The sequence below is a fragment of the Streptomyces capparidis genome, assembly GCF_054782095.1.
Window position 1 is genome coordinate 1 of record NZ_BAAGTD010000004.1, and the last position, 16,321, is coordinate 16,321.

Sequence of the window (16,321 nt, forward strand, 5' to 3'; positions counted from 1 at the left end):
GACCCCGCCGGACGGCGGCGCGCCGCGGCCCGCCGCGGGGCTCGGCGCCGCCCGGGCCCCCGGGAGCGGGGCTCCCGGGGGTCCCGGCCGCCCGGTCCCGGGCGCCGCCGGTGAGCCCGGCCGCGAACTCGGCCACGGTGGGGCGGGCGAACACCTCCACCAGGCGGACCGGCCGGCCCAGACGCCGGGTCAGCTCCAGTTGGAGCCGCGCGGCGAGCAGCGAGTCGCCGCCCGCCTCGAAGAAGTTGGTGTGCCGGCCGACGGGCCGGCCGCCCAGCAGATGCCGCCAGGCGTCGGCGACGATCTGCTCCACGCCCTCGCGCGGCGCGGCGTCGACCGGCGCCCCGGGCACCGGCAGGCGGGCCCGGTCCCGCTTGTTGGTGCGGGTGCGGGGCAGCGCGTCCAGCAGCACCACCGTGTCCGGCACCGCCGGCGCGGGCAGGTGCCGGGCCAGGTGGGCGCGCAGCTCGGCGCCGGTCACCGCGCCGTCCGCGACCGCGTAGCCGACCAGCCGCAGGGCCGTGCCGGTCCCGTGCGCCGCCGCTGCCGCCTCACGGACCCGCGGATGGGCCTCGAGCAGCGCCTCGATGCCCTCCAGCTCCACCCGGTTGCCGCGGATCTTCACCTGGCCGCCGGTCCGCCCGAGGAACGCCAGCTCGCCGTCGGGACGCCAGTACCCCAGGTCGCCGGTGCGGTACAGCCGCCCGCCGGGCCGCCACGGGTCGGGCACGTACGCCGCGGCCGTCTCCGCGGGCCGCCGGTGGTAGCCGTCGGCCAGGAAGTCGCTGCGCAGATGGATCTCGCCGGTCACGCCGACCGGGCACGGCCGCCCCCGGTGGTCGAGCACCAGCGCCTGACGGCCCGGGATGGGCGCCCCGATCGGAACGGACCCGGGGAACCGCTCGCCGGGGGCCAGCTCCCGGTGGGTGGCGAGCACGCACTCGGTGGGCCCGTACAGGTTGTGCAGGCGGGGCCGGTCGGGGCGGTCCGCCCACGCCTCGGCCAGCGCCACCGGCAGCACCTCCCCGGCGAGCAGCACGTGCTCCAGGTCGGGCAGGGACCGGCCGGCCGCGTCCAGGGCCTCGGTGACGAGCTGGAAGAATGCGGGCACGGTCTGGATCTGGGTGACCCGCTCGGCGCCCAGCCACTCGGCCAGCGCCACGGGGTCGCCGCGCACCTCGTCCCGCGGCACGCACAGCCGCGCGCCCGAGCACAGCGCGGCGAACACCTCCGTGTAGGCGGCGTCGTAGGTGAACGGCGCCCACTGGGCGATCCGGCTGTCCGGCCGGATCGCGAACCGCTCGCGCTGCCAGTGGGCGAACTGGGCGAGCGTCGCGTGGGACAGGACGATGCCCTTGGGCGCGCCCGTGGAGCCGGAGGTGTGCACCAGGCACAGCGGGTCGTCGCCGCGCACGGCCACCTCGGGCGGCGCCGCGGGCAGCGGCCGCTCCGGGGGCCGGGTGCCGAGCGCCACCACCGGCACCCCGTCCAGGCGCTCCCCGGCCGGGTCGCACAGCCCGCCACGCGCCGCCAGGGGCGCCTCCGCCGCGAGCACGCACACCGGGTCGGCGTCGCGCAGCACGGCCCGCAGCCGCTGGTCGGGGTCGGCCGGGTCCAGGACGGCGAAGGCCGCGCCGGCCTTGGCCACCCCCAGCACGGCCGCGGCCTGTGCCGGGCCGGTGGGCGCCAGCACCGCGACGAAGCGCCCGGGGGCGGCCCCGGCGTCGCGCAGCCGTGCGGCGAGCAGGTCGCTCCAGGCGTCCAGTCGCCGGTAGCCGACGTCGGCCCCGGCGTGGCTGACCGCGACCGCGTCGGGGGTAGCGGCGGCCCGGCGGCGGAACAGCTCGTGGACCGGCACCGCGTGCCGCCCGCGCGCCGCCCCGGGCTCCTCGGCCGGCTCCGGCGCGGGCACGGGGCGGTCGGCCAGCGACACGGCGTCCAGCGGGGCGCCGGGGTCCGCGAGCGCGGCCCGCAGCAGCGTCAGCAGGTGCCCGGCGACGCGCTCGGCGAAGGCGGGGCCGAACCGGGTGCCGGCGTACTCCAGGTGCCCGTCGAACCGGTCGGCGTGCTCGTCCAGGGCGAGGGTGAGGGCGTACTTGGCGGTTCCGGTCGGCACCGGCGTCAGCCGGCCGCCGACGTCGCCGAGCCGCAGATGCCGGGGCGGCGCCTCCTGGACCACCAGGGCGGCCTGCACCAGCGCGGGCCGGTCGGGGTCCCGGGCCAGGCCGAGCGCGGACACCAGCCGGTCGAACGGCACCAGGGGCCGGTCCAGGTCGGCGGCCAGCGTCCGCCCGGTGCGCGCGGCCAGCTCGGCGAAGGCCGGCGTGCCGGACAGGTCCACGCGCACGGGCAGGGTGTTCACCAGCGACCCGACCACCGTGTCCAGCTCGGGCCGCTCCCGGTTGGCGGTCGGCACGCCCACCACCACGTCGTCGCTGCCGGCGTAGCGGCCGAGCAGCGCGGCGAAGACGGTGAGCAGCACCGTGAACGGTGTCGTGCGCAGGTGCGCGGCCGTGCGCCGCAGCAGCGCGGTGAGGTCGGGCGGCAGCGCGACGGGCACGGTGCCGCCCGCGTCGCGGCGCGCGGCCGGCAGCCCGGGCTCCGCGGGCAGGTCGAGCACACCGGGGTGGCCGCGCAGGCGCTCGGTCCAGTGGGCGAGCTGCTCCGCGGCGGCGGCCTCGGCCGCGGGGCCGGTGCGGGCCGCGGCGTACGCGGCGAAGCCGGTCCCGGGCGCGGGCGGCGGGTCGGCCGCGCCGGTCCTGGCCGCGTACAGCGCGGCCAGGTCGCGCACCACGACGCCGATGGACCAGCCGTCCACGGCGAGGTGGTGGGCGGTCACCAGCAGGGTGGGCGCCGCATCGGGCGCGCGGACCAGGGTGGCGCGCAGCAGCGGCCCGGTGGCGAGGTCGAACGGGCGCGTGGCCTCGGCCGTGGCCAGGGCGTCGAGCCGCGGGCCGCCCGCCGCTTCCGCCGCGTCCACCACCGCCAGCCGCACCGGCGCCGCGGGGCGCAGCACGAGGACGGGCGTGCCGTCCCTGAGCTCGCAGCGGGCGCCCAGGGTCTCGTGCCGGGCCGCCAGGTCGGTGACGGCCAGGTCCAGGGCGCGGACGTCCACCGGGCCGTCGAGCCGGACGGCCGCGGCGAGGTGGTAGGCGGCCGAGTCGGGGTCGAGCCGGTGCGCCAGCCACAGTTGCCGCTGCTGGTCGGTGAGCGGTACCGCGTCGGCGGGGGCCGCCGCCAAGGGCGGCGCGGGCGCGTCCGCGGCGTGTTCGGCGGCGGCGCGGGCGAGGCCGGCCACGGTGGGGTCGGTGTAGAACCGGGCGAGGGAGGGGGCCCCGCCGAGCACCGCGCGGACCCGGGTGAGCAGCCGGGTGGCGGCGATCGAGTTGCCGCCCGCGGCGAGGAAGTCGTCGGTCCTGCCGACCCGTTCCGCGGTGCCGCCCAGGGCCTCGGCCCACAGCGGGGCCAGCGCCCGCTCGGCCGCGGTGGCCAGGGGCACCCGTTCCCGGTCCGCGGGCAGCTCGCGGGCCATGCGGGCCACGGCGGGCCGGTCCACCTTGCCGCTGGTGTTCAGCGGCAGCTCGGGGACCGCGGTGAGGGTGACGGGCGCTCCCGCGGGCAGCCGCCGGCGCAGCAGGCCCAGCAGCTCCGGCACCGGGTCCCGGTCGGCCGCGCCGTCCCGGAGCGCGGCGAAGGCGGCCAGCCGGGGCCCGCCGGGCTGCTCGCGGGACAGCACGACGGCGGCGGCCCGCACCTCGGGGTGGGCGCCGAGCACCGCCTCCAGCTCGCCCAGCTCCAGGCGGTGGCCGAGCAGTTTGACCTGCTGGTCGGCCCGGCCGAGGACCACGAGCCGCCCGTCGGGCAGGTGCCGGGCCAGGTCGCCGGTCAGGTACACCACGCCGCCCTCGGGGTCCACCGGGTCGTCGACGAACGAGGCCGCGGTCAGCTCCGCGCGCCGCCAGTACCCCGCGCTGACCCCGGCGCCGCCGATGACGAGCTGCCCGACGGCGCCGGGCGGCACCGGGCGGTGGTGCCGGTCGAGGACGTAGGCCGTGGTGCGGGCCACCGGCCGGCCGACGGTGACCGGCTCGCCGCGCCTGACCCGGCCGGCCGTGGACCAGATCGTGGTCTCGGTCGGGCCGTAGAGGTTCCACAGCTCGTCGCACCGGTCGAGCAGGCGCGCGGCCAGGTCCGGGTCGAGCGCCTCGCCGCCGCTGAACGCCCGCAGCCCGCGCCGCCCCGGCCAGTGGCCGTCCAGCAGGCCCCGCCACAGCGAGGGCGTGGCCTGGAGCACGGTGGCGCCGCTGTCCTCCAGCAGCGCGCCCAGCGCCGCGGCGTCCCGCACGGTCTCGCGCTCCGCCACCACCACCCGCCCGCCCGCGACCAGGGGGGCGAACAGCTCAAGCACGGAGATGTCGAACGTGGGGGAGGTGACCGCGACCAGGACGTCCGCGGGGCCGAGGCCGGGCTCGCGGACCACGCTGTGCAGCAGGTTGGCGACGCAGCCGTGGGGCACCGCCACGCCCTTGGACACCCCGGTGGAGCCGGAGGTGTACATCAGGTAGGCCAGCTCGCGCGGCCCGGGCCCGTCCGGGAAGGGGACGGGGCCGGCCGGGCCCGCGGCCAGCAGCCCGGCCGGGTCCGCCACGGGCAGGCCGGCCGGCCAGGACAGGTCGGCGGCGGCCCGCGGCCGGTCGGTGACCAGCAGCCGGGCGCCGCTGTCCCGCACCGCGTGCGCGGCGCGCTCGGGGGGCAGGGCCTCGTCCGACGGCACCAGGACCGCCCCGGCCCGCCACAGCCCGAGGATCAGCGGGACCAGTGCGGCGCCGCGCGCCACGTCCAGGACCACCCGGTCGCCGGGGGCCGTGCGGTGCACCGCCGCGAGCCTGGCGGCGACCCGGTCCGCCGCGGCGTCCACCTCGGCCCGGCTGAGCGTCCGGCCGGAGCAGGTCACGGCGGGCGCGGCGGCGTCCTCGCGGGCCAGGGCCCGCAGCACCGCGGGGACGGCGGGCGGCGGCGCGGTGTCCGCGGCGGCCCCCGCGGTGGCGAACCGGGTGACGACCCGCCGGTGCTCGGCGGCGCTCATCACCGGCAGCTCGGCCAGCGGCCGGTCCGGGTCCGCCACCGCCGCCCCCAGCAGGCACAGCAGGGCGTCCGCGAAGCCGGACACCGTGCGGGCGGACAGCGACGCGGTGCGGTACTCCACGGTGGCGTCCAGCTCGCCGCCCGGCCTCGGCCGCAGGAACAGCGACAGTTGGTACTTGGCCGTGCCGCTGTGCGACGGCTCCGGCACCGCCCGCACGCCCGGCAGGCGCGGGGTGGTGGCCGGGCCGTTGTGGAAGGCGTACATCAGCCGGAACAGGGGGGTGCCGTCGGCGCCCGCCGCGGCCCCCAGGTCCTCCACGATCAGGTCGAACGGCGTGTCCCGGTGCCGCAGGTCGGCCTTGAGCGCCCGCCGTGTCCTGGCCAGCGCCTCACGGAACGTCGGCTGACCGGTGAGGTCGGCGCGGTACGGCATGACGTTCAGCAGCGGGCCCATCATCCCGGTGAGGGCGGACCCGCCCCTGGTGGCCACGGGCATGCCGACGACCAGGTCGTCCTGGCCGGTGTAGCGCTGCACCACGGCGCAGAACGCGGTGAGCACCACGGCCGGCAGGCTGGCCACCTCGGCGCGGGCGAACGCGCTCAGGCGGCCGGTGAGCCCGGCGGGCACGGTGAAGTGGTGCAGGGCGCCGGCGACCGGTGCCGGCTCGTCGGCGCCGGGGGCGGGCACGGGCCGCGGCTCGGCGGCCAGCTCCGCGGCGGCCGGCTCGCCGTGCAGGCGGGTGCGCCAGTAGTCGAGATGGCGGCCGGGGTCGGGGTCGGAGCGCTGCCAGGCCGCGTAGTCGCCGAAGTCCACCCGCGGGGCGCCGGACGGCCGGTCCCCGGCGGCGGGCGCGGGTTCGGCGCCGCCGGTCAGCGCCGCGTACGCCCGCCCCATCGCCTCGAGGAACACCCCGAGCGTCCACGCGTCCGCGACCAGGTGGTGGGCGGTGAGCAGCAGCACGTGCCGCTGGTCGCCGAGCCGGAACAGGTGCGCGCGCATCAGCGGCGCCCGGGCCAGGTCGAAGGGGGTGGCGGCGACCTCGGCGAGCAGCTCGGCGAGGCGGGCCTCCCGCGCGTGCTCCGGCAGCGCGGACAGGTCGGCCCGCTCCAGGGGCGGGCGCAGACCCTCGGAGAACACCTGGCACGGCTCGCCGTCGGGCCGGTCGGCCACGGCGCAGCGCAGCACCTCGTGCCGGGCCACGACCTGAGCCACGGCCCGCTCCAGGGCGGCGGCGTCCACGGGGCCGGTCAGCCGGAACGCCGCGGTCTCGGTGTGCAGCGCGGTGCCCGGGGTGACCTGCTCGGCGCGCCAGATGGCGCGCTGGGCGTAGGACAGGGGAGCCCGGGCGCGGTTGCGCCGCGGGGAGGGGTTGCCGCTCACCGGTCACCGCCTTCCGCGCCGGCGGCCGTCGCGGTGCGCGCCGCGACGGCCGCCGCGAGCCCGGCGACGGTGGGCTCCGCCGCGAAGACGCGGACGGGCACGTCCACGCCGAACCGCACCCGCAGCCGGTCCAGCAGCCGCGCCACGGCCAGCGAGTCGCCGCCGAGCAGCGAGAAGTCGTCCCTGCGGCCCACGGCGGGCAGTCGCAGCAGTTCGCTCCACACGGCCGCGATCTCCGTCTCCAGACCCTCCCCGGGGGCCTCCCGGCCGGCCGAGGCGGCGGCGGACGGCGCGGGCAGGGCCCGCCGGTCCACCTTGCCGCTGAGCGTGCGCGGCACGGCGACGAGCCGCACGTACACGGCGGGGCGCGCGCCCGGGGCGAGGTGGGCCTCGGCGTGCGCGCGCAGCGCGTCGTCCGGCACCTCGTCGGCCACCACGTAGGCGCACAGCACCGGGTCGCCCTCGCCTTCGGCGACCGCCGCCGCGCAGGCGTCCGTCACGCCGGGGTGGCGGCGCAGCACGTCCTCCACCTCCGCCGGCTCCACGCGCACGCCGTTGACCTTCACCTGCCGGTCGCGGCGGCCCAGCACCTCCAGGGCGCCGTCGGGGCGCAGCCGGCCCAGGTCCCCGGTCCGGTACCGGTGGGTGCCGGTGAAGCCGCCGGTGCGGCCGTCGAGGTAGCCGGCCAGCGGGAACGGCGTCTCGATCTCGATCTCCCCGATCGCGTCGTCCTCGGCGGGGCGCCCGGCGACCAGGACCCGCACCGCGACGCCGGGCATGGGCCGGCCCGCGGGCACCGTCCCGGTCCCGGCGTCGGCGGCGGTGGTCCGGTGGAACACCTTGGTCATGGTGGTCTCCGACGGCCCGTAGAGGTTGACCAGCTCGATGCCGTCGCCGAACAGGCCGCGCCACCAGGCGACGTCGGCGGACCTGAGGGGTTCGCCGGCCAGGAGCACCGCCCGCAGGTCGGGCAGGGAACCGGCGGTCAGCCCGGCGGTGCGCAGGGTGCGGAAGACCGTGGGCACGCTGTGCAGCACCTCGACGCGCTCCTCGCGCAGCCAGCGGGCCAGGCCCGCTCCGACGGGGACGGCTCCCGCGTCCGCGGCCCGGCCCGGCGCGTGCATGGTGCCGCCGGCGCACAGCGGGACCAGCGCGTCCCGCAGGAAGGCGTCGAAGCCGGGGGAGGTGAGCTGGGAGACCCGGGTGCCCGGACGGATGCCGAACTCGGCGATCTCCCAGTCCACGAAGTGGGCGACGGCGGCCATGCTGCCCCTGATGCCCTTGGGGCGGCCCGTGGTGCCGGAGGTGAAGTAGACGTAGCCGCCGTCGGGGGCGGCCCCGTCCCGCCACTCCCGCGGCTGCCAGGGGCGGGGCCGCACCGACTCGGCCCCGACGACGGGGACGGCTCCCGCGGGTCCGGCGCCGGCGAGGGCGGCGCGTCCGGCCCGGTCGGCCAGGACCGCGGCGGGGCGCAGGTCCTCCAGCAGCTCCGTCCACCGCGGCGCGGGCTGGCGGACGTCCGCGCAGGCGACGGTGCGGCCGGTGGCGGCGCAGGCCAGGAGGGCCGCGGCCACGGGCACCGGCTCGGCGCAGGCGACCAGGACGGGGCCGCGGTCGCCGCCCGGGAGGCGGGCCCGCAGTCCCGCGGTCCACTCCGCCAGTTCCAGATGGCTCCACCGGCGGTCCGGGGTGACGGCGGCGGGCGCGTCCGGCCGCCGTTCGACCTGGTCCGCCCAGCGGCCGATGATGCCCGGGTGGCTCACGGTACCTCCTGGTTCGCTCGGTGGGTGCGGGGGCGCGGGGAAGGCCCGCGCGGGCGCGGCGGGCCCGCGCGGTGGGGGCGCGGGTGCGCTCACAGCTCTCCGTTCCTGATCCGCCGGGCGACCACGGTCAGCGGGTCCACGGACGGGAACGCGTCCGCCAGCCCCGCGTCCTCGATCGCCCGGACGACGAGGTGCAGCTCGGTGCAGGCCGCGACGAACGAGCGGACGCCGTAGCGCGGCAGGAGGTCGCGGAGGAAGCCGATGGTGCCCGCGGGGTCGCCGCCGCTCTTGACGCGGTAGATCTCCCGGTGGAACGCCTCCTGGTCGTCCGCGGCGAGCCGGACCAGGCGCCCGTGCGGATCGGGCCCGGCGGGGCCGGGGTCGAGGATGCCGGCCCTGGCGGTGCCGGTGGTGCACAGCAGCAGGTGCCGCTCGTCGCCGCCCGCCAGTTCGGCGCGGATCACCTCGATCAGCGAGACGCACCGGCGCGCCAGGTCGGGCGGGAGGTCGCCGAGCACCAGGTGCGCGGTCACGCAGGCGATCACCACCCGCTCGGCCCCGGCCGCCGCCAGGCCGCCGACGGAGCGTTCCAGCGCGCTCCGCAGCGGTCCGAGGTCCCGGTCGTCGATGGCCGCGGTGCGGTCCACCACGGCCGGGTCCGACCACAGCAGGACCCGCGGCGTGTGCTGCTCGACCGCCCACCCCCCGGGGTGGTAGACCGAGCGCAGCAGCTCGGTGGAGGCCAGCGGCCCCATGCCGCCGACGATGCCGACCAGCGGGTGGCGGCGCGGTGCGGGAGCGTCCGGCCGGGGCGTGGCCGCGGCCCGCTGGGTCAGCCGAGGCACGGCAGCTCGAACTCCTCGACGAACAGGGCGAAGGTCGCCACCAGCATCAGGTGGTCGGTGTCCAGGTGGGCGTGCACCTGCGGCCCGCCCTCGCGCTGCCGGCGCGCCAGCTCGGACACCGCGTCCGCGTCGAAGTAGCCCTGCCGGCGCACCACGGCCGGGGAGAGCAGTTCCTCGAACCAGTCGGCCCCGGCCCGCAGCAGATGGCTGCTGGTCTGCCCGCGGAAGCCGAACTTGGGGCGGGCCAGCACCTCGCCGGGCACCGTGTCCCGCGCGGCCCTGCGCAGCACGGCCTTCTCCTCGCCGCGGGCGACCATCAGCTCGGGCGGCATCCGGACCGCCAGTGCGACGACGTCCCGGCCCAGGAAGGGGAACCGCGGCTCGACCCCGTTGGCCAGGGCCATCCGGTCGCCGTGGTCGCCGAGCAGGTGGTCGGCCAGACGCAGGTGGAAGTCCAGGTAGGACCGCTGGTGCAGCGGGTGCCGCCCGGCCACGCGGGCGGGATCGACCAGTTGCCCGCCGGTGACGGAGAAGCCGTCGAGCGCGTCGGCGAGGTCGGCCGCGTACAGCTCGCGGCGGAACTCCAGGGCGGGCAGTTGGTCCTGCTCGTAGGGCAGGTCGGTGCCCCACATGCGGCGCCGGATCTCGTCCTCCAGGCGGGCGTCGGGTCCGTGCAGGCGCCGGCCGCCCAGACCGGCGGCGTCCAGCCGGTAGCCCGGGTAGCCGCCGAACAGCTCGTCGGCGCCCTCGCCGCTGAGCACCGCGGCGACCCCGCGGGCCCGCACGGCCTCGGAGAGCCTGAGCGAGCAGACGTTGTAGGACTCGCGGACCGGCGCCTCCGCGTGGCGCACCATCGCGCCCATGCGGTCGGCGAGGTCGCCGTCGTCCACGGCGACCTCCCGGTGGTCGGTGCCCAACTTGGCGGCGACCAGCCGCTGGTGCGCGCTCTCGTCGAAGTCCCGGCCGGGGAAGGCGACGGAGAAGCTGGGCCAGGCGAGGCCGGGCCGGGCCGCCGCCATCAGCCCGCCGATGAGGCTGGAGTCGAGGCCGCCGCTGAGGTACATCCCCACGGGCACGTCGGCGACGATCCGGTCGGCCACGGCGCCGCGCAGCGCGTCGAGCACCTCCCCGGCCCACCGGTCCAGCTCCCGCTCGACGGCGTGCGGCGGGATCGGGTCGAGGTCGTCGGCCCGCGGGAAGTCGAGGTCCCAGTACCGTTCGGTGCGCACGCCGTCCCGGTCGGCGATCAGCCGCTCGCCGGGCCGCAGGGCGCTGATGCCCGCGAACATGGTCCGCGGGCTGACCAGGCCGGGCAGGGTCAGGGCCTGGTCCAGCCCGGCGAGGTCCACCCGCCGCTCCACCCGCGGGTGCCGCAGGATCGCCTTCACCTCGGAGGCGAACACCAGTTGCCCGTCCGCGACGGTGTAGAACAGCGGGGATATCCCGGCCGGGTCGCGCAGCAGCACGATCCGCCGGGCCCGCGCGTCGTACACGGCGGCGGCGAACTGACCGTCGAGCTCCTCGGCGAGGTCCGCGCCGCGCTCCCGGTAGAGGTGCACGAGCACCTCCGTGTCGCTCGCGCCGCGGAACCGGTGGCCGCGGCGCAGCAGGTCCGCCCGGAGCGCGCGGTGGTTGTAGACCTCCCCGTTGCAGACCGCCACGACGTCGCCGAGCGGGCCGGCCGCGACATGCGGCTGGTTGCCCCGCTCCAGGTCGTTGAGGGCCAGTCTGCGAAAGGCGAGGCCCACGCCTTCACCCAGATATTCGCCCGCGTCGTCGGGCCCGCGATGGGAAAGCCGCGCCCCCATCCGCCGTACCGTTTCGGGCTCCACGAAACGCCCGTGGATGTCGAACACCCCGGCTATGCCGCACACACCTTGCCCCCGTTTAAGCGATTCTTCTCGCTGTCCGGACCGTCGACGGTTCTCAGGTGAAATCACGTCGGAGCCGGCGCCGCGGCCCAGTAGAACACCCGATCGGATGTCCCACAAGGCGGAATCCTTGAATCCACCTGGAGCCGCAGCCGACCGATTCTCGCGAAAACAATTATCGGCAATGCGGTGGCGGAGAATCCAGGGGCAGCCGTCCGAAACGCGGAACGGCGCACGGCGCAGGAACCGGAGGAGAACGATGCCCGAATCCGACACCGCCCGCCCGGGGGGCGGCCGGTGGACGCCCTGGCACGGGTCGCCGCGGCCGTCCGGCGGCGGCACCCGCGTCTACTGCCTGCCGCACGCGGGCGGCGCGGCGAGCTCCTACCTGCCCTGGGCCGAGGCGGCCGGGGAGACGGGCCTCGAGTTCGTCCCGGTGGAGCTGCCCGGCCGGGGGACCCGCTGGTCCGAGGAGCCCTGCACCCGCATGGACGACCTGGTGGACGGCTTCCTGGCGGTCCTGGCGGACGCCCCGCCGGGCGCCCCGTTCATCCTGTTCGGCCACAGCATGGGCGCCCTGGTGGGCTACGAGGCGGCCCGCCGCCTGGCCGGCGCGGGGGCGCCGACGCCGCTGGGCCTGGTCGTCTCGGGACGGCGCCCGCCGCGCGCCCCCGAGGCGGTGCCGATGCACGGCCTGCCGGACGACGACCTGCTGGCGACCCTCGCCGAGCTGGGCGGCACCCCGCCCGAGGTGCTGCGGCACGAGGGGCTGATGCGCATGGCGCTGCCCGCCCTGCGCGCCGACCTGACCCTGCTGGCCGAGCACAACGCGCGGGTGCCGATCACCGCGCTGCCCTGCCCGGTGCTCGCGCTCACCGGCACCGACGACGTGTTCTGCGACCCGCGGTGGGCGGCCGGCTGGCGGGCCGCGACCGGCTCTGACTTCCGCCGGCTCACCTTCCCCGGCGGACACTTCTTCCTGCACGAGCACCGCGCCGCCATCGCGGCCGAGATCGGCCGGATGGCCGGGGCGGCGGCGCGGCGGTCCCGGGGCTGAGCCGCCGGGGCTCGACTGCCGACGACGGGGACCGCGCCGTCCTGACAGCCGGACACGAGATCACTTCTCGCCCGTGGGGCGTGCGTCCTTCATGCGGGGAGGGGCGGCCGGGCTTCCCCATGGGCCACCCTTGTCGCGCCTTGCGTGCGGGGTGGGCGGCCGAGCTCTGCTCATGCCCCGCCGCGCCGACGCGAGGCGCGGCCACGCGCCGGGCCGCCGCCTCCGGCTCTGCCTCGCCGACGCGAGGCCGGGGCCGGGGCCGGGGCGGTTCGGCCGGCGGCGTGCCCCGCCGCCGGTGAAGCCGGTGCGGGCGTACCGCCGGGGTCACCCGCCCGAGGCGGTCGGACCCGATCCCCGAGCGGGACCGGCCGGGTCCGCGAACGGCTCAAGCGTGGCAGTCGCGGCGGCCGGGCCCCAGTCCCCGTCCCCGGACACCCCGGACACCCCGGATTCCCAGCCGGCGCCTCCAGGGCCGCCGCCGTTCACCCTCCGGCTCCACCGGCGCGCCCGGCAGCGCCGAGAGGACTCCCGCCTTCGCGTGCCAATCACGGAACACGCCACCGAGCAGCGGGTGGATCTCGTGCCGGAGAGGGCTCTTCGAGGGGATCACGGCTTCTCCTCACTGGTCCCGTTACCGTTAACGTGACCGCTAACGAGATTGTTGCCCGGGTGGCCGGATTCCGTCAACGCCGGGGCCGGGCGGTCCCCGGCCGACGGCGCCGTGCGGCGCGGACCTCGGTCGCGGAGCGGCGCCGGACGTGCGACCGGAGGCGGGGGCGCGGCGGCGCCTGTGCACCTGGTTGACTGGGGGCGCAGGGCGGCACGAGGGCGGGAGTGAGTGGGCGGCGTGGCCGGACAGCGGGAATCAGGGGAGCAGCGGGGACGGGACTCCCTGGGGGCGCGGACCGTCAAGCGCGTCACGCTGCGCGACGTCGCCCAGGCGGCGGGAGTGTCCCATCAGACCGTCTCCCGGGCGATCAACGGCAAGGGGGAGATCGACCCGGAGACCCAGCGCCGTGTGCTGGATGTCGCCCGGCAGTTGCGGTACCGGCCCAGCCGGTTCGGCCGGGGACTGGTCCGCCCGGACGTCGTGACCGTCGGGCTCATCGTCCCCGACGTGGTCAACCCCTTCTTCCCGGAGTTCGTCGCAGGGGTGATCTCGGCCGCGGACGAGCGGGACTGGCAGGTGCTGGTGGCCAGCACGGAGAACGACCGCTCGCGAGAGCTGTCACTGCTGCGCTCGCTGGGTCGGCAGGTCGACGCGCTCGTCGGCTACCTCGACCATCCCGATCCGCAGCTAGAGCCGTACGTGGGCTCCGTGCCGCTGGTCATCGTCGATCGCGGGCTGGACTCGTCGGACCACGCGCTGGTCCACATCGACATCGCGGCCGGTGTCCGGGCCGGGCTGCGGCACCTCGTCGACCGGGGGCACCGCCGGATCGGCATGCTCGACTGCGAGTGCGTGTGCAACCCGGAGGTCCGGCGCCGCACCTTCCTGGAAGTCGTGGGCGAGCACGGGCTGCCGGTCGACGACGGCTGGATCGTCATGGGCGAGCAGTCCCCGGCCGGGGGCGCCGCCGCGTTCGAGGCGCTGCACGCCAGGCACCCGGGCGTCACCGCCGTCTTCGCCTACAACGACCTGGTCGCGATGGGCGCCCTCCGGGCCGCGCGCCGGCTCGGTGTCCGGGTGCCGGACGACTGCGCGCTGGTCGGCTTCGACGGGCTGAGCATCACCGATCTGCTCGATCCGCCGCTGACCACCCTCCATCTCGACAAGCGGCGGCTGGGCGAACTGGCCGTCCACCAGGTCGAGCGACTCCTCGCCGGGGAACTGCCGCCCCCCGCGGTTCTGACGCCGCAACTGCTCGTCCGCGGCACGGCGTGACCCGCCCCTCGCGTCGCCGGGCCGTCGGCGTTTCCGCAGGTCAGGACGGGTGCGGCCACTGGTAGGCGAGGTCCGGCTCGTTCTCCTCGTTGCCGCTGCCGTCGTCGGCGTCCACCGCCCGGAAGCCGTGCCGCTCGTAGAAGGCGCGGGCCCGGGTGTTGCGCTGGAACACCCGGAGCGCGAGCCGCTCCCACCCGGCGTCCCGCACCGCGCCCAGCAGCGCCGACCCCACGCCCCGCCCCTGGACGTCGGGGCGCACGTACAGGTGGTTGAGCATCTCGCCCTCGACCGCGGCGAAGCCGAGCACGTCACCCGCCCCGGGGCCGACCGCCACCCACACGCGCTGCCCCGGCAGCACCACGTGCCGGAACCAGGCCAGGGTCTCCTCGTCGGTGTGCAGCCGCGGCAGATAGGGCATGGCCTCGGCCCGCGCCGCCAGGAACACCTCGCACACGGCCTCCGCGTCCGCGGCGGCGCCCGCCCTGACCACCGGCCTACCGTCCGCCCGGTCCGCCGACGTCCCACGTCCCCGCATCACGACCCCCGCTCCCGAGTTCCCCGCGCCGGCGCTCCCCGGCCCGCCGCCCGAGCGCCCGAGCGTACCGGCCGGAGGGCTGGAGGGCGCGCACGGACCCCGCCGGGCGCCGCCACGGGGTGAAACGGGGTGAAGAGGATCCGCGGGGGACGCGCCGCCGCACGGGCGCGGTCCCGCGGCCGCCGTTCCGAGCCCCGCCGGAGACAGGAATTCCGCCGGCGTGCCCCACCCCCCCGCCGCCCCCTGCGGATTCTCCCGCGCAGGCCGCGAGGCACACGGTATATCCCCGTTATAGGCCCGGCATGCGCCGGCCGGTGAACCCTGGTGCGCGCTCCCGCGCCGGGATATCGTGCGAATTCATGCGGTGACCCGGGGCCCTTCCACGGCCCCGCGGTGTCCCGCCCGTGGCGACCGGCGCCCGAATTCCCGCCGACCACGGATGCCGAACTGCGCCCGCGGAGGCAAGCGATGACTGGCCCGAAAACCGGCGACGACATATCGGTGCCGGAAGACGTGACGCCTCTGGCGCCGAGCCAGGAAACCCTGTGGGACTTCATGAAGTATTTCGCGCCAAAGGATCCGGGCCGGATGCAGTACAACGTCGCGACGATCCGGAGCATCGAGGGGCCGCTCCGGTCGTCCGCCTTCCACTGCGCGCTGGAGGACGTGACCGCCCGGCACGACGCCCTGCGCGTCGTCTTCGCCGACACGACCCACGACCCGCTGATCCGATTCCTTCCGCACATCGCTCCGCCGGTCTCCCACAGCGACCTCTCGGAGCTGCCCGCCGAGGACCGGGAGAAGCGGGCCAGGGATGTCATCGGCGCCGAGCGCAGCCGCGCCTTCGACCTGCTGCGGGGGCCCCTGTGGCACGTCCACCTGCTGAGGCTGGCCGAGGACCACCACGTCCTCGCGGTGTTCTTCTCCCACATCATCGCCGACGACTGGTCGGTGGACGTCTTCGTCGACGACCTGCTCGCCGCCTACCGGGCACACGCCGAGGGCACCCCCGCCCCGCCGCCCCCCGCCACGACGTTCCGCGAGGTCGCGGCGGCGCGGCCGGAGGCGGGCGCGGCGCAACGGGAGTACTGGCGCGACCACCTGACGCCCCTGTCCCCCGGCGTGCTGTTCCCGGTGCGCCCCGACACGGGGGAGGACCGGAACGCGGCGGCCTGGCATCCGTTCTCCTTCGGTGAGTCCGTCGCCGGGAACCTGACGCGACTGGCGTGGCAGTTGCGCACGACTCCGTTCGTCGTGCTGCTCACGGCCTTCCACGTGCTGCTGGCCCACCGCTCGGGACTGTCCCGCGTGGTGATCGGCACCACGACCCACGGCCGGGAGACCGGCGAGGCCAGGCGGCTCGTCGGCCAGTTCACCACCAACGTCTACGTGGCGACCGCGACCGCGCCGGGCGAGTCGTTCCGGGAGACGGTGGCGCGCACGGACGCCGGGCTGCGCTCGGCCATCGAGCACCGCGGGTCGTTCAAGCAGATGGCCCGCGCGGTCGACCCGGACTTCGCGGGGCGGCGCCCCTGGCCCTTCCTGCGGCTCTACCACGCCTGGTTCCAGTCCGTCCGGCCGCAGCACCCGCCCGCGCAGGAGGCCGCCGGCCTCGTGGTGCGCGACGCGTCGTCGCTGCTGTGGGAGGTTCCCGCCGCGGAGCCGGCACCGCAGGACTCGGGGTCACCGGAGATGTGGATCAAGCGGGGGGCGCCGTCCATCGTGGTGGGCCAGGACCGCAGGCACGGCTGGATGACCTACAACCCGAGCTTCTTCCACCCCGACATGGTGGCGGAGTTCGTCGACTGCTACACGCGCCTGGTGGAACGCGCGGTCGGCCGTCCCGAGCAGGCGGTCGGGGACATCGCCGGAAGGGCCGCCGGAACGCGGCCGGAGTGA

Annotated in this window: 8 protein-coding genes; 3 read left to right on the top strand and 5 right to left on the bottom strand. The window is 77.3% G+C overall.

Annotated elements, in window-relative coordinates; genetic code table 11:
• From ACYVO2_RS04770 to asnB, 4 genes are all read right to left on the bottom strand, one after another.
• A partial coding sequence (locus tag ACYVO2_RS04770) for an amino acid adenylation domain-containing protein (RefSeq protein WP_461006305.1) occupies positions 1-6,466 on the bottom strand: 6,466 nt, incomplete at its 3' end.
• On the bottom strand, positions 6,463-8,229 hold the full coding sequence (locus ACYVO2_RS04775) for a non-ribosomal peptide synthetase (RefSeq protein WP_461006306.1): 1,767 nt from the start codon (positions 8,227-8,229) through the stop codon (positions 6,463-6,465). The genes ACYVO2_RS04770 and ACYVO2_RS04775, both read right to left, overlap by 4 nt.
• Before the next feature lie 89 nt (positions 8,230-8,318).
• Positions 8,319-9,074 carry an aspartate/glutamate racemase family protein gene (locus tag ACYVO2_RS04780; protein ID WP_461006307.1) on the bottom strand — a complete coding sequence of 252 codons (756 nt, stop codon included), beginning with the start codon at positions 9,072-9,074 and terminating at the stop codon, positions 8,319-8,321.
• Positions 9,062-10,948 carry an asparagine synthase (glutamine-hydrolyzing) gene (gene asnB, locus ACYVO2_RS04785; protein ID WP_461006308.1) on the bottom strand — a complete coding sequence of 629 codons (1,887 nt, stop codon included), beginning with the start codon at positions 10,946-10,948 and terminating at the stop codon, positions 9,062-9,064. The genes ACYVO2_RS04780 and asnB overlap by 13 nt, the downstream gene beginning before the upstream one ends.
• Before the next feature lie 256 nt (positions 10,949-11,204).
• Here asnB and ACYVO2_RS04790 point away from each other — a divergent pair, with 256 nt between their 5' ends.
• Complete coding sequence (locus ACYVO2_RS04790) at positions 11,205-12,002, top strand: thioesterase II family protein (protein WP_461006309.1); 798 nt, start codon at positions 11,205-11,207, stop codon at positions 12,000-12,002.
• Between the two features lie 847 nt (positions 12,003-12,849).
• Entirely contained in the window at positions 12,850-13,887 is a 1,038-nt protein-coding gene (locus ACYVO2_RS04795; RefSeq protein WP_461006310.1) for a LacI family DNA-binding transcriptional regulator, read from the top strand.
• Between the two features lie 40 nt (positions 13,888-13,927).
• Here the strand turns inward: ACYVO2_RS04795 and ACYVO2_RS04800 are convergent, their stop codons facing one another.
• Positions 13,928-14,422: a GNAT family N-acetyltransferase gene (locus ACYVO2_RS04800; protein WP_461006311.1), complete on the bottom strand. Its 495-nt coding sequence runs from the start codon at positions 14,420-14,422 to the stop codon at positions 13,928-13,930.
• A gap of 468 nt (positions 14,423-14,890) precedes the next feature.
• Here ACYVO2_RS04800 and ACYVO2_RS04805 point away from each other — a divergent pair, with 468 nt between their 5' ends.
• Positions 14,891-16,321 (top strand): condensation domain-containing protein, encoded by a 1,431-nt coding sequence (locus tag ACYVO2_RS04805; protein WP_461006312.1) that lies wholly within the window; start codon positions 14,891-14,893, stop codon positions 16,319-16,321.